Annotated in this window: 17 protein-coding genes; 12 read left to right on the plus strand and 5 right to left on the minus strand. The window is 64.5% G+C overall.

Translation table 11 applies throughout. The features are described from left to right. Window positions 1-53: 53 nt before the first annotated feature. Window positions 54-1,274, minus strand: a complete 1,221-nt coding sequence (locus RPC_RS14340) for a pyridoxal phosphate-dependent aminotransferase (protein ID WP_011473304.1) — start codon at window positions 1,272-1,274, stop codon at window positions 54-56. Between the two features lie 112 nt (window positions 1,275-1,386). On the opposite strand from RPC_RS14340, the gene RPC_RS14345 reads away from it, so the two are divergent. Continuing rightward, window positions 1,387-2,805 carry a M48 family metalloprotease gene (locus RPC_RS14345; protein WP_011473305.1) on the plus strand — a complete coding sequence of 473 codons (1,419 nt, stop codon included), beginning with the start codon at window positions 1,387-1,389 and terminating at the stop codon, window positions 2,803-2,805. Between the two features lie 85 nt (window positions 2,806-2,890). Beyond that, window positions 2,891-3,658 carry a DsbA family protein gene (locus RPC_RS14350; protein ID WP_011473306.1) on the plus strand — a complete coding sequence of 256 codons (768 nt, stop codon included), beginning with the start codon at window positions 2,891-2,893 and terminating at the stop codon, window positions 3,656-3,658. Between the two features lie 401 nt (window positions 3,659-4,059). Here RPC_RS14350 and RPC_RS14355 read toward each other — a convergent pair whose 3' ends face one another. After that, window positions 4,060-4,290, minus strand: coding sequence for a hypothetical protein (locus tag RPC_RS14355; protein ID WP_011473308.1), 231 nt, complete (start codon window positions 4,288-4,290; stop codon window positions 4,060-4,062). A 268-nt stretch (window positions 4,291-4,558) separates the two neighbouring features. On the opposite strand from RPC_RS14355, the gene RPC_RS26230 reads away from it, so the two are divergent. The 9 genes from RPC_RS26230 to RPC_RS14395 all read left to right on the plus strand — a co-directional run bounded on the left by RPC_RS26230 (window position 4,559) and on the right by RPC_RS14395 (window position 12,505). Then, the gene (locus RPC_RS26230; protein ID WP_011473309.1) at window positions 4,559-4,849 is read left to right on the plus strand and encodes a hypothetical protein; all 291 of its coding nucleotides are present in this window, start codon (window positions 4,559-4,561) and stop codon (window positions 4,847-4,849) included. A gap of 249 nt (window positions 4,850-5,098) precedes the next feature. Next, entirely contained in the window at window positions 5,099-5,758 is a 660-nt protein-coding gene (locus tag RPC_RS14360; RefSeq protein ID WP_011473310.1) for a DUF1236 domain-containing protein, read from the plus strand. A 424-nt stretch (window positions 5,759-6,182) separates the two neighbouring features. After that, entirely contained in the window at window positions 6,183-6,638 is a 456-nt protein-coding gene (gene aroQ / locus RPC_RS14365; RefSeq protein WP_011473311.1) for a type II 3-dehydroquinate dehydratase, read from the plus strand. 35 nt (window positions 6,639-6,673) lie between these two features. Then, complete coding sequence (accB, locus tag RPC_RS14370) at window positions 6,674-7,153, plus strand: acetyl-CoA carboxylase biotin carboxyl carrier protein (RefSeq protein ID WP_011473312.1); 480 nt, start codon at window positions 6,674-6,676, stop codon at window positions 7,151-7,153. A gap of 130 nt (window positions 7,154-7,283) precedes the next feature. Continuing rightward, a complete protein-coding gene (gene accC, locus RPC_RS14375; RefSeq protein WP_011473313.1) occupies window positions 7,284-8,639 on the plus strand; it encodes an acetyl-CoA carboxylase biotin carboxylase subunit in 1,356 nt (451 codons plus the stop codon). A 112-nt stretch (window positions 8,640-8,751) separates the two neighbouring features. Continuing rightward, entirely contained in the window at window positions 8,752-10,281 is a 1,530-nt protein-coding gene (locus RPC_RS14380; protein ID WP_041802865.1) for a sensor histidine kinase, read from the plus strand. Beyond that, entirely contained in the window at window positions 10,278-10,718 is a 441-nt protein-coding gene (locus RPC_RS14385; RefSeq protein ID WP_011473315.1) for a response regulator, read from the plus strand. Before RPC_RS14380 ends, RPC_RS14385 begins: the two co-directional genes overlap by 4 nt. Then, the gene (locus tag RPC_RS14390) at window positions 10,715-11,803 is read left to right on the plus strand and encodes a response regulator (protein WP_011473316.1); all 1,089 of its coding nucleotides are present in this window, start codon (window positions 10,715-10,717) and stop codon (window positions 11,801-11,803) included. Before RPC_RS14385 ends, RPC_RS14390 begins: the two co-directional genes overlap by 4 nt. Before the next feature lie 15 nt (window positions 11,804-11,818). Continuing rightward, a complete protein-coding gene (locus RPC_RS14395; protein ID WP_041801839.1) occupies window positions 11,819-12,505 on the plus strand; it encodes a spermidine synthase in 687 nt (228 codons plus the stop codon). A gap of 206 nt (window positions 12,506-12,711) precedes the next feature. On the opposite strand, the gene RPC_RS14400 is transcribed toward RPC_RS14395, so the two are convergent. After that, window positions 12,712-14,529, minus strand: coding sequence for a B12-binding domain-containing radical SAM protein (locus RPC_RS14400; RefSeq protein WP_011473318.1), 1,818 nt, complete (start codon window positions 14,527-14,529; stop codon window positions 12,712-12,714). Window positions 14,530-14,674: 145 nt separating this feature from the next. On the opposite strand from RPC_RS14400, the gene aat reads away from it, so the two are divergent. Continuing rightward, entirely contained in the window at window positions 14,675-15,367 is a 693-nt protein-coding gene (gene aat, locus RPC_RS14405) for a leucyl/phenylalanyl-tRNA--protein transferase (protein ID WP_011473319.1), read from the plus strand. Window positions 15,368-15,424: 57 nt separating this feature from the next. Here the strand turns inward: aat and RPC_RS14410 are convergent, their stop codons facing one another. Continuing rightward, window positions 15,425-16,081: an OmpA family protein gene (locus RPC_RS14410; protein ID WP_011473320.1), complete on the minus strand. Its 657-nt coding sequence runs from the start codon at window positions 16,079-16,081 to the stop codon at window positions 15,425-15,427. A 16-nt stretch (window positions 16,082-16,097) separates the two neighbouring features. Further along, window positions 16,098-16,844 (minus strand): hypothetical protein, encoded by a 747-nt coding sequence (locus RPC_RS26235; RefSeq protein WP_011473321.1) that lies wholly within the window; start codon window positions 16,842-16,844, stop codon window positions 16,098-16,100. Window positions 16,845-17,244 lie beyond the last annotated feature (400 nt).

Raw genomic sequence — 17,244 nt, forward strand, 5'->3', positions numbered from 1 at the left:
GGTCTCGCTATAGCGGGCAAGCGGGACGCGGCGCAAGTATCCTATGGCCTAATTCAACCGAGCCGCGAGGCTTGCTGGCCGAGCCAACGGGTGATCCGCGCCACCGCCTCGTGCATGTCGGCGGCCGAGCGGGCATAGGAGAACCGCACGAAGCTGCGACCGCGAAGCGGATCGAAATCGACCCCGGGGGTCGCGGCAACATGGGCTTCCTGCAGCATGCGCTGGGCGAACGCAAAACTATCGTCGGTGAACTTCGAGACGTCCGCATAGAGATAGAAGGCGCCGTCGGCGGGCAGAAAATCGCTCAAGCCGGCTGCCGGCAGACCTGCGATCAGGATTTGCCGGTTTTCTTCATAGCCGCGCTTTACCAGTTCCATCTCGGCGCGGCCATCGAACGCCGCCGCCGCCGCGATCTGCGACAGCGTCGGCACCGAGATCGCGAGATTTTGCTGCAGCCGCTCGATCGGCCGCACCAAGGCGTCCGGAACCACCATCCAACCGACCCGCCAGCCTGTCATGCAGAAATATTTCGAGAACGAGTTGATCACGACGGCGTTCGGCGACAATTCCGCGGCGGTCACCGCCGGAAAGGCATAATCGAGCCCATGATAGATCTCGTCGGAGATGAAGCGGATGCCCTCGCGGTCGGCGACCGCGATCAGGTCGGTCAACGCCTCGCGACTCATCATGGTGCCGGTGGGATTGCCCGGGCTCGCCACCAGCACGCCCTGCAGCGGCGTCTTGCGGTGCGCTGCGAGCAACGCCTCGCCGGTCAGCGCGTGGCGGGTCTCGCTGTGGGTCTCGATCAGCACCGGCTCGCAGCCGAGCGCGGTGAGGATGTGGCGATACGGCGGATAGCCCGGCACCGTCACTGCGACACGGTCGCCGGGCTCGAACATCGAAAGGAACGCCAGAATAAAGGCGCCGGAGGAGCCGGTGGTGACGACGATGCGGGAGGCATCGATCGCACAACCATAGGCCTCGCGATAGTGTCGCGCGATTCGCTCGCGCAATGCGGGAATGCCGAGCGCCGAGGTGTAGTCGATGCGGCCCTGTTGCAGCGCGGCCTGCGCGGCTTCGATCGCGCTGCGCGGCGCCGCGGCGGCGGGCTGGCCGACCTCGAGATGGATCACCTGGCCGCCGGCGGCCTCAATCCGCTCCGCCGCCGCCATCACGTCCATCACCATGAACGGCGGCACGTCGCTGCGCGCGGACGGCGTCAAAACACCTTCGATAACCCGCCTCGCGCGGTCTGCCCCTGTCGCATCGTGCATCGAAATCTGCTATCTCCAGCTGTATTCAGCATCGGGGGTCAACCCGGCAGCGCCGCGCTGCTGCCCCATTCCGGGGCTTGTGAGGGCATATCCCGCAATCGAACCATGGCCAATGATTAAACCACAGCATCCGTCGGCCCGCGCGGCCCTTCATCGTTCAGGCGTTCGGCTGACCGCGTGGCTGGTCGCCGCGGCGCTGGCGTTGGCGCCGCAGCCATCGCTGGCCCAGCAGGGCAACAACGGCCCAAGGCTGTTGCGCGACACCGAGATCGAGCAGCTGCTGCGCGACTACACCCGGCCGATCCTGCGCACCGCGGGGCTGGAAAAGCAGAACATCCAGGTCGCGATCATCAACGACCCGACCTTCAACGCCTTCGTCGCCGACGGCCGGCGGATCTTCGTCAATTACGGCGCGCTGATGCAGTCGCAAACCCCGAACCAACTGATCGGCGTGCTGGCGCATGAAACCGGCCATCTCGCCGGCGGCCATCTGTCGAAGCTGCGCGAACAATTGGCGCAGGCGCAAACCCAGATGATCGTGGCGATGATGCTCGGCGTCGGCGCCATGGTGGCCGGCGCCAAGAGCGGCAGCGAAGGCGCCGCCGGCAATATCGGCATGGCCGCGTTGAGCGCGCCGCAGGAGATGATCCGCCGCAACCTGTTGTCGTACCAGCGCCAGCAGGAGGAAAACGCCGACCGCGCCGGGGTCAAATTCCTGACCGCCACCGGGCAATCGCCGAAGGGCATGTACGAGACCTTCAAGCGCTTCACCGACGACAGCCTGTTCGCGGCGCGCGGCGCCGACCCTTACGCGCAATCGCATCCGATGCCCGCGGAGCGGGTCCGCGCGCTGGAAGACCTGGCGCGCTCCAGCCCCTATTGGGACAAGAAGGACGACGCCGCGCTGCAATTGCGCCACGACATGATGCGCGCCAAGACCTCCGGCTTCATGGAGAAGGCCGACACCGTGTATCGGCGCTATCCGCCGTCCAACGACACCCTGCCGGCGCGCTACGCCCGCGCCATCGCCACCTATCTGCACGGCGACCTGCGCTCGGCGCTGAGCCAAATCGACGGCCTGATCCAGCAGCAGCCGGCCAATCCGTATTTCTACGAGCTGCGCGGCCAGGCGCTGCTGGAAGGCGGCCGGCCGGCGGAAGCGGTGGCGCCGCTGCGCAAGGCGGTGGCGATGACGAACGGTGCGCCGTTGATCGCGATGCTGCTCGGCCAGGCGCTGGTCGCCTCCGACAACAAGGCCACCACCGACGAGGCGATCGGCATCCTGCGCGTGGCGCTGGCGCGCGAAACCGAGGCGCCGCTCGGCTATTCGCAGCTGGCGATGGCCTATGGCCGCAAGGGCGACTACGCCCAGGCCGACCTCGCCGCCGCGCAGGCCGCGTTCCTGCGCGGCGACGGCAAGACTGCGCGCGAACTCGCCTCCCGCGCCAAGACCCGCTTCGCGGTCGGCTCGCCCGGCTGGGTCAAGGCCGACGACATCGTCGCCACCAAACCGATGCCGGGACAGAAGTAACGCCCCGCTCCACAAATTCCGCGTAATCCGGTCGCAGAATCGGCTCCGAGCATTTAAGAACCAGCATTCTCAAAAGGATTTGCCCATGCCGCCGTTTCGCCTGTTCGCCTCCGCCCTGTTCGGGCTCGCCCTCGCCGCGATGCCGAGCCTCGCATCGGCGCAGGCTTTTACCGACGACCAGCGCGGCCAGATCGAGACCATCGTGCGCAGCTATCTGTTGGCGCACCCTGAGGTGCTCGAGGAGGTCTCCGCCGAGCTGAGCAAGCGGCAGGCGATCGCCGAAGCCGAGAAGCACAAGGCGGCGATCGCGCAGAACGCCCAGACCATCTTCAATTCGCCGCGCGGCGTCACGCTCGGCAACAAGGACGGCGACGTCTCCTTCGTCGAGTTCTTCGATTACAATTGCGGCTACTGCAAGCGCGCGATGATCGACATGCTGGAGCTGATGAAGGACGATCCGAAGCTCAAGGTGGTGCTGAAGGAATTCCCGGTGCTCGGGCCGGGCTCGGTGGAAGCAGCGCAAGTCGCGGTGGCGGTGCGGATGCAGGACCCCACCGGCAAAAAATATCTCGACTTCCATCAGAAGCTGTTGAACGGCCGCGGCCAGGCCGACAAGGCGCGGTCGATGGCCGCCGCCAAGGACGCCGGGCTCGATATGGCGCGGCTGGAAAAGGACATCGCCAGCCCGGAAGTGCGCGCCACCATCGAGGAGAACTTCAAGCTCGCCGAAGCGATGGGCATGAACGGCACCCCGAGCTATGTGATCGGCAAGCAGGTGGTGGTCGGAGCGGTCGGCCTCGAGGCGCTGAAGGAAAAAATCGGCATCGCCCGCTGCGGCAAGGCGACCTGCTGAGCGTCTTATCGTCGGCCGGATAATTTCAGATCTGCCTTTCCCCACCCATGGCGTCGTCCTGAGAGTCTGACCGAAACAGCAGCGAGCAAAATCAGGATCTCGTCGTCATTGCGAACTGAGCGCGGCGCGGTGCGCCGACTGAGAAGCGAAGCAATCCAGGGCCGCATGCGTGGCGCTGGATTGCTTCGTCGCAAGAGCTCCTCGCAAGACGCGTTAGCACGTGATTTCATTGATCGCTTTGTCGGTCAGACCCTGAGGAGCCCGGCGCAGTGCGGAGCGCGAAGCCGGCGTCTCGAAGGATGGCCCGGAGCATCGCTGGGTCAGGAGTCCGCAGCGGGGTCGAGTAGGACGAGGCCGCACCGCGCGTTCGCCCAGACTGACGCCGGAGCTTTATCCGCTCGCTAGTGCGGGGCTTGTTGCTCTAACGGCCGCTCGCTCTCGGAAACCCGCAGACGATCGGCATGCAGCGACCAGTCCGACAGTCGTTCGATTTCGCAAAACTTACGTTTGGCCAGTTCGGTGGCGTCGCCACTGTTGGCGGCTTCGACCTCCAGCAGGTGTTGGCAGACTTCGGCGTGATGGCCGTTGTCGCCAAGAATGTCCTTGAAGAATGTCACCATGTAACGAGCCATGAAACCTCCAGCGTCGCCCCCATTGGTGAAGCAGGCAGATGATGCATTAGTCCGGGCCAAACACGAAGCTCGATTTTGACCTTCATCAATGATTCTTTAACACAGCGTCGTTTCCAGGGTTTGGCCTAGCGAGTCGCGTCCCGCACTGCAGCGCAAAGTGCGGTAGCTCGACTGCGAAACTAACCGCAGCGGAACCTGCGCGGCGGTAGGAACATGATGCGGCCGCTCCAGTTGTTGCTGGCAGATGCAAACAACGAGGAGGAACTAGATGAGTAAACGTCTTCTGATTTCCGTCGCCACCGCCGCACTGATCGTTGGAACCAGCGCCGTCAACGCGCAAAGCCCGAGTGGCACCCCTGGCAGCGCCGGGTCCTCGAGCACCACGGCGGCGCCCCGCGCGAGTTCCAGCAATCAGCCGAGTTCCCAGGGCACCGAGACCAGCCGCGGCGCGTCGAGCGGCACGGCGGCGTCGCAGCCAGGCGGCGCTATGGCGCCGAACAGCACGGGAGAAACTTCCGGCATGAGCAAAGACACGCCGAGCACCGGCAGCAAGAAGTAAGTTCAGTCAGTTCGCGAGCGCCGCGCGGCGTTACTGAAGTGATTGTCTCGCGGCGCGACACTGACCGACAGCTATCCGGGCGAACGGGGCGGCAGCGAGCCGCCCCGTTTTGCGTTGGAGCGGCACTCTGCGCGGTTTCTCTTCATTTCGTATTCACAAAACAAACCCGCCGGAAACTGCCGCGGGCCGGAACATCATTCAGCCGCTTCGGTTGATCGGCGGGCAGATGCAAACGCGAGGAGGAACTCGATGAGCAAACGTTTTCTAGTATCCGTCGCCACCGCCGCATTGATATTCGGAACCAGCGCCGCGAGCGCGCAGAGCCCGAACGCCAGCCCCGGCAGCGCCGCCGGCTCGAGCGGCGCCGCCGCACCGAGCGCGGCCGGCGGCTCCAGCGCCCAGCCAAGTTCGCAAGGCGCGGAGTCCAGCCGCGGCTCGCCCGACGGCATGAAGTCGACGCAGTCCAACGAGCGCGCCGCGCCCGGCGCATCGGGCGGCACCAGCCAGCGCGCCCAGGATTCCAGCCCGGGTCAGAAGTCAGGCACGAGCGCCGACAAGGCGGACAAAGCCGACAGGGGCGGCAAGGACGGCAACCGTAACGCCGAGAACAACAGCGGACGTTCCTCGGCCACCACCGGCCAGGCCGGCGCCGGCGCCAAGCTGTCCGGCGAACAGCGCAGCAAGATCACCACCGTGATCAAGCAGCAGCGGATCGAGCCCGCCACCAACATCAACTTCTCGATCTCGGTCGGCACGCGGGTGCCGCGCGAGGTCCGCTTCCACCCGCTTCCGGCGGAAATCATCTCGGTCTATCCGGATTGGCGCGGCTATCAATTCTTCCTGGTGCGCGATGAGATCGTGGTGGTCGACCCGCGCACCCTGGAGATCGTCGCGGTGCTCGACGCCTGACGGCGATCCGCCAAACAGCGATCAAGGGGCGGCACCAAGCCGCCCCTTTTTCATAGTTAGACCAAAGCAGGACCGGCTGGCCGGGCCGCTGCCGCGACCGTCTCCAGCGATGGTTAATCAGTCGTTTCCGCGGCTTGCCAAACGGTGCTGGCAAACCGATAGAGCTTCATCCGGCGGCTTTATCGGCTCTGGAGGCTTTCCCTTCGGCGGAAGGTTACATATAAACCGCCAGGAAACCGGTGCGTCGCTCGGATCGCAGGCTTTGCGCTCAGCAGCGGACCTCTAAAAAAGCCGCAAGACATCTGATTTCTCGTTGCCCCATCGAAGGAGAGGTCCGCCAGAGAGCCGCGCCGGTGGCGCGCCCTGACGGAGCTCGATCGTACATCGGTGCGTGCGACCGGTCGCAGACGAAACTAGGATTGTGATGCCTCAGACAGTCTATGTCCTCAATGGTCCGAACCTCAATCTGCTCGGCTTGCGCGAACCCGAGATTTACGGCCACGCGACGCTGGCGGATGTCGAGCGGCTGTGCGCCGAGACCGCGGCCCGCTTCGGGTTGGTGGCTGACTGCCGGCAATCCAACCGCGAGGGCGAGTTGATCGATTTCATCCACGACGCCCACGCCAGCAAGGCGGTCGGCATCATCCTCAACGCCGGCGGCTATTCCCACACCTCGGTGGCGCTGCACGACGCGCTGGTCGCGGTGCGGATCCCGACCGTCGAGGTCCACGTCAGCAACATCCACGCCCGCGAGAGCTTCCGCCACCATTCCTTCACCGCGAAAGCCGCGTTTGCCAGCCTGTGCGGCTTCGGCATCGACGGCTACCGCCTTGCCATCAGCGGCCTCGCCGCAAAAATCGGCGCCAGCGCGCAAGCCTGACGCACCCCATCACCACAAAAATTTGGATCGAGAATATGGCCCGCCCGCCTGAAGACAAAGCCGCCGCGACACCCAAGGCGGTTGACGACAACGCGCTGATCCGCGAACTCGCGCTGCTGCTCGACGAGACCAATCTCACCGAGATCGAGATCGAGCGCGCCGGGCTGCGGGTGCGGGTGGCGCGCACCGTGACGATTTCCGCCGCGGTGCCGACCGGCCACGCTCCGGCCGCTGCGGCCGCCGCCGCCGGTCCCGCGCCGGTCACCGACGTCGCCAAGCACCCCGGCATGGTGCCCTCGCCGATGGTCGGCACGGTATATTGGGCCTCGGAGCCCGGCGCCAAGCCGTTCGTCGAGGTCGGCAGCAAGGTCCGCGCCGGCGAGACGCTGTTCATCATCGAGGCGATGAAGACCATGAACCAGATTCCCTCGCCGCGCGCCGGCACCGTGACCCAGATCCTGGTCGAAGACGGCCAGCCGGTCGAGTTCGGCGAGCCGTTGGTCGTCATAGAGTAAGGGCGAATGGGGAGTAGCGACTAGCGAATAGGGACGACACCGACCAAGCCGGCGACGCCCCCCCTGCGCTTTCCATTCGCTATTCGCCACTCGCTATTCGCGTCTTTCGCCCTCACAGCTCGGTACAGCCATGTTCGACAAAATCCTGATAGCCAATCGCGGCGAGATCGCGCTGCGCGTGTTGCGGGCCTGCAAGGAGCTCGGCATCGCCACCGTCGCGGTGCACTCCACCGCCGATGCCGACGCCATGCATGTCCGGCTCGCCGACGAGAGCGTCTGCATCGGGCCGCCGCCGTCCAAGGACAGCTACCTCAACATCCCGGCGCTGCTCGCCGCCTGCGAGATCACCGGCGCCGACGCGGTGCATCCCGGCTACGGCTTTCTGTCGGAGAACGCCCGCTTCGCCGAGATCCTGGCCGAGCACAATCTGCATTTCATCGGCCCGAAATCCGAACACATCCGACTGATGGGCGACAAGATCGAGGCCAAGAAGACCGCGCGCCGGCTCGGCATTCCGGTGGTGCCGGGCTCCGAGGGCGCGGTCGGCCCCGAGGACGACGCCATGGCGATCGCCAAGGCGATCGGGTTTCCGGTGCTGGTCAAGGCCGCCTCGGGCGGCGGCGGCCGCGGCATGAAGGTGGCGCAGACCGAAGCCGACCTGATGCTGGCGCTGTCGACCGCCGGCAACGAGGCCAAGTCGGCGTTCGGCGACGCCTCGGTCTATCTGGAAAAATATCTGCAGAAGCCGCGCCACATCGAGATCCAGGTGCTCGGCGACGGCCGCGGCGGCGCCATTCATCTCGGCGAGCGCGACTGCTCGCTGCAGCGCCGCCACCAGAAGGTCTGGGAGGAAGGCCCCTCGCCGGTGCTCAGCGCCGAGGCCCGCGCCAAGATCGGCGCGACCTGCGCCAAGGCGATGCAGGACATGCAGTATCTCGGCGTCGGCACCATCGAATTCCTCTACGAAGACGGCGAGTTCTACTTCATCGAGATGAACACCCGAATCCAGGTCGAGCATCCGGTCACCGAGATGATCACCGGCATCGACCTCGTGCTGGAGCAAATCCGGGTCGCCGCCGGCGGCGACTTGCCCTGCACCCAGGACGAGATCGTGCTCAACGGCCACGCCATCGAATGCCGGGTCAATGCCGAGAACCCGGTGACCTTCCGGCCCTCGCCGGGCCGGATCGTGCGCTACCACCCGCCGGGCGGGCTCGGGGTGCGGATCGATTCCGCCGCCTACCAGGACTATGTGATTCCGCCCTATTACGATTCGATGGTCGGCAAGCTGATCGTGCACGGCAAGACCCGGGCGGAATGCCTGATGCGGCTGCGCCGCGCGCTCGACGAAATGGTGGTCGACGGCATCGAAACTACGCTGCCGTTGTTCCGCGCGCTGGTGCGGGAGCCCGGCATCATCGACGGCGATTACCATATCCATTGGCTGGAGCATTATCTGGCGGCGGGCGACACCAAAAAGCCCTGACAGCCGACGCGCGACGGAACTTTTGCCGGGGCGTAACGTTGTAGCTCGATTTTGTGCGGGTTCCGCCGGGGGATGGATTGAACGTCGGTTTTGATGGTTTGGGTGCCGCGTGGTGACACAGGCCCGCGCGCGGCAGCGCTCTTTGCTGCAGATTGTTCTGCTCGGCATCGCATTTGCGGTGCTGGTGGTGATCAGCATCGCCTCGGTGTATTGGCTGCAACGGGCGCGCGAGGACGCCGCCTGGGTGGCGCATACCCTGGAGGTCGAGAACCAGATTTCGCTGTCGCTGCTGCAGATGCGCCGCGCCGAGAGCGCCGAGCGCGGCTATCTGTTGACCCAGCAGCCCGGTTTCCTTGAGGATTACGAGGAATCGGCGGGTGGGATCCTGCCGCTGCTGCGCAAATTGCAGGAGCAGACCCGCGACAATCCCAGCCAGCAGCAGGCGGTGATCGAGATCATGGCGATGACCGAGGCCCGGCTGGCGCAATTCCGCCGGGTGCTGGAGCTCGGCCACGCCAACAAGCTCGACGAAGCCACCGAGATCCTCCGCGTCAATACCGGCCGCGACACCATGAACCGGATCCGGGTGCTGTCGGAGGAGATGAGCGCCGAGGAACACCGGCTGTTCCGCGAGCGCACCATCGCTGCCGACCGCAGCCAGGCGCTGGCGGCGATCGTCACCACCTCCGGCTCCGCGCTGGTGCTGCTACTGGCGGCGATCTCCATCTTCCTGGTGCGCCGCTCGGCCGCGGCACGCGATGAGGCGGAAACAAGGCTGCGCGACACCAATCTCAACCTGGAATCCACGGTGCTGGAGCGCACCGCCGACCTGCGCGAGGCCAACGACGAAATCCAGCGTTTCGCCTACATCGTCAGCCACGATCTGCGCTCGCCGCTGGTCAACATCATGGGCTTCACCAGCGAGCTCGAGGAGCTGCGCACCGACATCTTCCGCCGCATCGCCACGCTCGGCCGCGCCGCATCGCCGGACCCGATGCCGGAAAACGCCGACAACGACGCCGCGCCGAAACTCGACGCCGCCGACCAGCAATTGTCGCAGGACTTCACCGAAGCGCTCGGCTTCATCAAATCCTCGATCGCCAAAATGGACCGGCTGATCAGCGCCATCCTCAACCTGACCCGCGAGGGCCGCCGCGAATTCAAGCCGGTGCTGATCGACACCCGCGAGCTGATCGAGGGCATCGTCTCCACAGTGGCGCATCAGGCGGCAGAGGCCGAGGCCGAGATCCGCATCGAACCGTTGCCGCAGATCGTCAGCGACCGCCTGGCGCTGGAGCAGATCTTCTCCAATCTGATCGACAACGCATTGAAATATCTGAGAAAAGGCATTCCTGGCGACATCCGGATCCGGGGCCGCCAGAAGCTCGGTTTTGCAATATTCGAAGTCGCGGACAATGGCCGCGGCATCGACCCCAAAGATCACCAGAGGATCTTTGACCTTTTCCGCCGCGCAGGTACACAGGATCGTCCCGGACAGGGAATCGGGCTGGCCCACGTCCGCGCCCTGGTCCGACGGCTCGGCGGAACCATGACGGTGTCCTCCGAGCTCGGCACCGGCAGCACGTTTACGATCACCCTGCCGGCCAAATGGTCGGCGGCCAACCGGGATTCGCAAGCATGAGCAAGCCTGTTACCATCATCATGATCGAGGACGACGAGGGCCACGCCCGGCTGATCGAGCGCAACATCCGCCGCTCCGGCGTCAACAATGAAATTATTCCGTTCACCAACGGGACAGCCGCGCTGGATTACCTGTTCGGGGCCGACGGCAGCGGCATCGAGCACAAGGGCCGCGCGCTGTTGATCCTGCTCGACCTCAACCTGCCGGACACCTCCGGCATCGATATTCTGCGCCGGGTCAAGGAGAACGACCATCTCAAATGCACCCCGGTCGTGGTGCTGACCACCACCGACGACGCCCACGAAATCAAGCGCTGCTACGAACTTGGGTGTAATGTCTACATTACCAAACCGGTCAATTACGAGAGCTTCGCCAACGCCATCCGCCAGCTCGGGCTGTTCTTCTCCGTGATCCAGGTGCCTGAAACCATCGCATGACCACGCCCGCCCCCACGCTGCTGTATATCGACGACGACGACGCGCTCGGCCGGCTGGTGACCCGCGGGCTGCAGCGGCAGGGCTATTGCGTGGTGCACGCCTCCAGCGGCGAGGCCGGTTTGGCGCGGTTGCGGCAGGGCGGCATCGACGTCGTGGCGCTGGACCAATACATGCCGGGCCTGGACGGGTTGGAGACGCTGGAGCAGATCCAGAACATCCCGAATCCGCCGCCGGTGGTGTTCGTCACCGCTTCGCAAGATTCCAGCATCGCGGTCACCGCGCTGAAGGCCGGCGCCGCCGACTACCTGATGAAGGATACCCTCGGCGACTTCGTGCCGTTGCTGCACGTCGCCACCGAGCAGGCGCTGAAGCAGGCGAGGATCCGCAAAGCGCGCGACGACGCGGTCGCCGAAGTGCACGCCTCGCGCGACCGCTACGCGGCGCTGGCCGCCGAGCGCGAGGTGCTGCTGCGCGAGGTCAACCACCGGGTCGGCAACTCGCTGCAGATCATCGCCTCGTTGCTGCATCTGCAGGCCTCGTCGAGCAAACAGGCCGACGTCAAGGCGGCGCTGACCAACGCGATGGGCCGGGTCGCCGCGGTGGCGCAGGTGCACCGTCGGCTTTACACCTCGCACGACCTGAAAAGCGTGCTGCTCAATCAATATCTCGAGGCGCTGCTGGAGGATCTGCGGCGCTCGGCCGAAGGCAACCGGATGTCGCGGCTGACGCTGAAGTCGGAAGCCGTCGAGATCGACCCCGACCGCGCGGTGGCGATCGGCATCATCGTCAACGAGCTGGTGATGAACGCGGTGAAATACGCCTATCCGGACGGCGCCGGGCCGATCCATGTCGAGTTGCACGCCGCCGGCGACGCTCTCGAATTGTCGATCACCGACGATGGCGTCGGCCTCAACGTCAAGGTCAATCCGGACTCCACCGGGATGGGCCAACGCATCGTCAACGCCATGGCCAGCAAATTGGAGGCCGCGGTCGAGCGCGACCCGAACCATTCCGGCACCCGCATCGTGCTGCGCTTCCGCCCCACCAGCGCGCCGGCCGCCAGCCTCGCCTCTGCGACGCACTGAATTGGCGCGGCCCTTGTGATCCCCTGGTCTTTGCTCGACACCACGCGCGTCCCCGGCGGCGGCGAATTGCGGCTGCTGCGCCGCGGCGGCGAATTCTCGATCCGGCTCGACCAGACCGAACTGATGAACAGTCGGCAAGGCGGCTCCGAACAGGCGCTGGCGACGCTGGCTTTCGCCCGCCTCGCGCAGCGCACGACGACATCGCAAAGCGCGCCGCGGATCCTGATCGGCGGGCTCGGCATGGGCTTCACGCTGCGCGCCGCGCTCGCCGCGTCGGGCCCGGACGCCGCGATCGAAGTCGCCGAACTGGTGCCGGCGGTGGTCGCCTGGGCGCGCGGCGCGATGGCCGAAGTGTTCGGTGACAGCATGGCGGATCCACGGCTCGCCATTATCGATGGCGACGTCGGCGCGCCGATCCGCGCCGGCAAGGCGCGCTACGACGCCATCCTGCTCGACGTCGATAACGGCCCCGACGGGCTGTCGCGCGCCGGCAACGACGCGCTGTACGACGCAATCGGCCTGCGCGCCGCGCATCAGGCATTGCGCGCCGGCGGCGTGCTGGCGGTGTGGTCGTCGGGGCCAGATCCGTCGTTCAGCCGCCGGCTGCGGCAGGCCGGCTTTGCCGTCGAGGAGGTCCCGGTGCGGGCGATGGGCAAGCGCGGCGGCGCGCGGCATCTGATCTGGATCGCGCTGCGCGGATAGCGCGGCCCTAACCCGGTTTCTTATTGCTTCCATCTCAACTCTCGTGCCCGGACGCAGCGCAACGCGCCGCACTTCGCGGCGTGGTGCGCTGTAGATCCGGGGCCATTACGCAACGCTGCCTTTGAGACGGTCCCGGCTCGCGGAGCAACGCAAGCGCGCTGCACCGCGTCCGGGACACGGGCGCTCGGGCCATTTCAGCGTGCTGGCTACGACGCCCGCGCGATGCTGACCGGCACCGGCGCCGCTGCTTTGTCGCGGATCTCGTCGTCGCGGCGTTTGCGGGCCAGCGCGCCCTCGCCGCCGTTGGTCTCGTGATACAGATCGAGCGCCTCGAATTCGTCGTCGCGCGGCGGCGCGATCGCCAGATCCGTGTAGTCGTAGCGCTGCGGCGACCGCGCGATCTGTTTCACCATCGCCTTGGTCTTCAGATACAACGACAGATATTGCACGAGCTTCACCGCGGTGCCGCCGACATATTTCGGATAGAACAGCAGCGGGCTTTCCCGCGGCAGACCGAAGCGGCGGTCGCTGCGGAATTTCAGCCGGAACGCGCCGGCTTCCAAGGGATGCACGCCTTCGTACGAATAGGCCAGGGTGAACCATAGGATGGTGGTCAGCGTGGTGGAGAGCCGGCCGAGTTTGTTGGCGGCGGTGCGCTGCAGGATGGTGCGGATATGCTCCGGCGTGTAGTAAGTCTCCCACGCCGTCTTGTAGGCCTCCTCCCATTCTTTGTCGGACATCTTCGGATGATGCGCGACGCGGTGGTTGAGGTCGTATTTGTTCATGTCGCCGTCCATCCAGTCGCCTCTGGCGGAGGCCAGCTTGTGGTCCTCGGAGCCCGGCAGCGGCGTCAGGAAGAAAAACTCCAGAATGTCGAGCGGCAGTTCGCGCTTGATGATCTCGACGTCGCGCTTGATCGATTCCTTGGTGTCGCCGGGAAAGCCGATGATGTAGCCGGCATAGGTCAAAGCGCCGTGCGCGCGCCATTTCTGCAGCATCACCCGGTATTCGGTGATCTTGTTCTGCCGCTTGTTGGCGGCCAATAGATTATCCGGATTGATGTTCTCCAGCCCGATGAACACCCGGCGCACCCCGGCCCTTGCGGCCTTTTCGATGAAGTTCGGGATCTTGTGGCATAGCGTGTCCACCTGAATCGTGAAGCCGATGTTGAGCCCCTCACCTTCGCGGATCGCGATCAGCCGGTCGAGCAATTCTTCCCAATGCTTGTTGCGGGCGAAATTGTCGTCGGTGATGAAGAACCGCCCGATGCCCTGCGCGTAGTTGTCGCGCACCACGCGCTCCAGATCGTCGGCGGAGCGAAACCGGCTCTTGCGGCCCTGCACGTTGATGATGGTGCAGAACGAACATTGATACGGGCAGCCGCGGCCGAGATCGATCGACGACAGCGAGCCCGAGGTGCGCCGCACGTGCTCGCGCGGCAGGATCGCGGCCGGCTCGCCCTGCAACGACGGCAGGTCGTCCATGTAGTTGTACAAAGGCTTGAGTCGGCCGGCCCAGGCGTCGCGCACCACCTCGTCGAGCCGCTTGTCCTCGGCCTCGCCGGCGAACAGCGAAATGCCCATGGCCTGCGCGGCGCGGATGTCGGCCGGAAGCTCCGGCAACATCGCGATACAGCCGGACACATGGAAACCGCCGATACAGACTTGCAGACCGACGGCGAGAAACGGCCGCGCCAAATCCACCGCACGCGGAAACTGATTGGACTGCACCCCGACCAGGCCGATCATGGCGCGACCGCCGTCGCGGCGGATCATCGCGATGATCTGTTCGGGGCGGACGCGGCGGTTGGTCTCGTCATAGGTGTGGATGCGGAAATCGACGTCGGGTCCAAGCACGTTGCGGCGACGAACGTCCTCGGCGAGACCGTTGAGGCAGGCCAAGGTGTTGGAGGGAATCGCGGATCTGACCCACTGGATCGGATAGCCGTCATCGTCGTAATGCGTCGGCTTGATGGCGACGAAATGGAACACGGCCGGGTCGGGAAGCGCTGCTGCTGCCGCCATCGTAACCTCCGCCTGATTGTTAGCTGGACGCTAGCATCGATCGGTTCGATTCCAACGCCCGATATCTGGCACAATCCGCGCGGAACTCGGAGTCGCGGCGCTTGCCGGCAGTCGCGGCGGGCGCTTTGGCCTGCTAAGATGGCGCATGACCGGCCGCGACTCCGCATCATCCGACATCACGCCCGAAGTGCTGCTGCGCGCTTATGCCTGCGGCATCTTTCCGATGGCCGAAAGCGTCGACGATCCGACGCTGTTCTGGGTCGAACCGGAGCGGCGCGGCATCATCCCGCTCGACGGCTTCAAGGTGGCGTCGCGGCTGGCGCGCACGGTGCGCTCGGATGTGTTTACCGTCAGCGTCGATCGGGCTTTCAAACAGGTGATCGACGGCTGCGCGGCGCCGCAGCCCGGCCGCGAAGATACCTGGATCAACCGGCGGATCCGCGAGCTCTATATCGGGCTGTATCAGCTCGGACACTGCCATAGCGTCGAAGTCTGGCAGAACGACGATCTGGTCGGCGGGCTGTACGGGGTCAATCTCGGCCGCGCGTTCTTCGGCGAAAGCATGTTCCACCGCGCCCGCGACGCCTCCAAGGTGGCGCTGGTGCATCTGGTGGCGCGGCTGATCGAAGGCGGCTTCGTGCTGCTCGACACCCAATTCGTCACCGAGCATCTGCGCACGTTCGGCGCCACCGAGGTGCCGCGGCGACGCTACCGGGCGATGCTGGATGTCGCCATCACCGGCGCGGCGGATTTCGCCCGGCTGCCGACCGAACAGCCGATCGCCGGCACCCGGGCGCTGGCGATCATCTCCGGGCGCGAGGGCTTGGGGCGCGGATGACTGTCGATTTTACAAGACGCGCTGACTCTCGTCGAACACATGACCCGATCACTACTCTTAAGACGAAGCATGGAGCGCCACAAATATTGTAACCCGGCGATTTCGATCCCTTCCAGTCTCCGTTCTGTTGTCACCAACAGGTTCGCTCGACCCCTTACTTCTCATTCGTAATGGAAGTCGACCGCCCGTCATCTCTTTCAACCGCGAGGTGACTACTTTGGCCCTGGCTAGCGCAACCTCGTCCGCTTCATCGGAAGCCGAATGTCCGATGATATCCACCTGCCTCTGATTGAATTTCTGAAAGATCTTTCCGACAGCGATAAGCCTATTTGCAGATGTCGACGATAACCTGGCGTCCGCCCTTGAGAACAAAATCGGCTCCTCCATTTCGAGTATGCGCGCATCCTGCTGCACGTTCATCTTGACGCCCGCGACTTGCAATTCATTCAACAACTGCTGTTCATAAGCGTCGAGTTGAGCGCCAACGACGGCCCCTGCAACGCCACACACGACAGCGGCCTTCCCAGCCTCGGCGACCGAATCTCCACCGGAACGACCGCCCAACAGATTGCTGACAAATGACAATCCGCCGCACTGTGCCGCTGCAATCCCCCCCTGCTGAACCGTTTCCGAGACTTTCTGCTCCCGGGTATATGGATCGGCTGTACACCCCGCGGCAACAATCAAAGGCGCCATCCAAACCAGCCTGCCCATCCTCCACCCTCCCCACCTATAATGCGACGCATGTTCTCCACGGAATTTCGCGATCGTAGGATGGGTTGGAAATTCCGAAGACAGAGAACATCTGCTGTGTATTGGCATCATCTAATAGATCCTCACGGCCGGCAGCACAGACATTTCTCTTCCAACGCGCAAGCCACGGCTTCAAATCGCCACTGCGTGAGCCAAGAATCCAAATAAGTGCTTCGCGAAAACACTGGCGCTCCTCAAACTGAACCGCCAATTCGCGGCGGTCGCTATTCGGAAGCGAGCCAAGTGACTGTCGCGAGCATTCCGCTATATCAACCGGCCCCCTCGCTTGCGCGCACACACTCGCCGCGACTTGCCCGCAATCCATTCGGTCCAAGCACTTGATGAGATTCGACCGCGAAAAGTCGAGCGTTTTCCTATCCCCCGCGGGTCCGATGATCGGATCACTCTCGCAGGCGGATCGATCCAGCGGACCCCACCGCTCTCGCTGAATGATTTGAGGCGGATCGGAGCCGCCCAGATTCGGCTTGGTCGCCTGGGGCGATGGACTAGCCGCATCTCCGTTGCCCGTCATTTCTCGAAACCACCCAAGCGCGGCCGGAATCTTCCCCATCAATTCCAGACTTCCATTCAAGTTTGTACCAAACACCAGCAGTGGAGATACCAGAAATGCCGCGATACTCTTGCGGCGCTCACCCCATATATAAAACGCCGCTCCGATGGCGATCACAAATGCCGCTGCCAATGATACAACCCAGCTAATCACTTCGACATCCGTCTCCGCTTGAGCCACCTAAGGCGCGGCCAATTCGCCGGCAAATATCCGCGCGCTGCTGGCGCAGTCTCCGCTTTTGCAGCCCCATATCTGAAAGCGAGTCCGTCGTCTGGCACAATGACGTCAAGGCGCCAACCAAACCGACTATCTCGCGGTTTGTTGCTAGAATTCGCTGCCGCAACACCGAGGCGTTATCGCGACAATCTGGCGTTCCCACACGCACCAACGTGTCCAACGGGACGATAATCCGCGACATCGTTTCTGGACTGGTATAGTATCGAGCGGCGTCAATATTGCATTGATCGATCGTTCGCACTACCTCGTACCAGGAATTGGCGCCGGCTCTCGCATTATCGACGTACCGATCGAGCTGCCCGCCAGCTGTGCAAGC

This window comes from Rhodopseudomonas palustris BisB18, assembly GCF_000013745.1.
Taxonomy (GTDB): Bacteria; Pseudomonadota; Alphaproteobacteria; order Rhizobiales; family Xanthobacteraceae; genus Rhodopseudomonas_A; species Rhodopseudomonas_A palustris_F.

Excerpts from the sequence above, each read along its gene's own strand:
- RPC_RS14340 (WP_011473304.1), bottom strand. The coding sequence starts at position 1,274 with ATGCACGATGCGACAGGGGCAGACCGCGCGAGGCGGGTTATCGAAGGT.
- RPC_RS14345 (WP_011473305.1), top strand. The coding sequence starts at position 1,387 with ATGATTAAACCACAGCATCCGTCGGCCCGCGCGGCCCTTCATCGTTCA.
- RPC_RS14350 (WP_011473306.1), top strand. The coding sequence starts at position 2,891 with ATGCCGCCGTTTCGCCTGTTCGCCTCCGCCCTGTTCGGGCTCGCCCTC.
- RPC_RS14355 (WP_011473308.1), bottom strand. The coding sequence starts at position 4,290 with ATGGCTCGTTACATGGTGACATTCTTCAAGGACATTCTTGGCGACAAC.
- RPC_RS26230 (WP_011473309.1), top strand. The coding sequence starts at position 4,559 with ATGAGTAAACGTCTTCTGATTTCCGTCGCCACCGCCGCACTGATCGTT.
- RPC_RS14360 (WP_011473310.1), top strand. The coding sequence starts at position 5,099 with ATGAGCAAACGTTTTCTAGTATCCGTCGCCACCGCCGCATTGATATTC.
- aroQ (WP_011473311.1), top strand. The coding sequence starts at position 6,183 with ATGCCTCAGACAGTCTATGTCCTCAATGGTCCGAACCTCAATCTGCTC.
- accB (WP_011473312.1), top strand. The coding sequence starts at position 6,674 with ATGGCCCGCCCGCCTGAAGACAAAGCCGCCGCGACACCCAAGGCGGTT.
- accC (WP_011473313.1), top strand. The coding sequence starts at position 7,284 with ATGTTCGACAAAATCCTGATAGCCAATCGCGGCGAGATCGCGCTGCGC.
- RPC_RS14385 (WP_011473315.1), top strand. The coding sequence starts at position 10,278 with ATGAGCAAGCCTGTTACCATCATCATGATCGAGGACGACGAGGGCCAC.
- RPC_RS14390 (WP_011473316.1), top strand. The coding sequence starts at position 10,715 with ATGACCACGCCCGCCCCCACGCTGCTGTATATCGACGACGACGACGCG.
- RPC_RS14400 (WP_011473318.1), bottom strand. The coding sequence starts at position 14,529 with ATGGCGGCAGCAGCAGCGCTTCCCGACCCGGCCGTGTTCCATTTCGTC.
- aat (WP_011473319.1), top strand. The coding sequence starts at position 14,675 with ATGACCGGCCGCGACTCCGCATCATCCGACATCACGCCCGAAGTGCTG.
- RPC_RS14410 (WP_011473320.1), bottom strand. The coding sequence starts at position 16,081 with ATGGGCAGGCTGGTTTGGATGGCGCCTTTGATTGTTGCCGCGGGGTGT.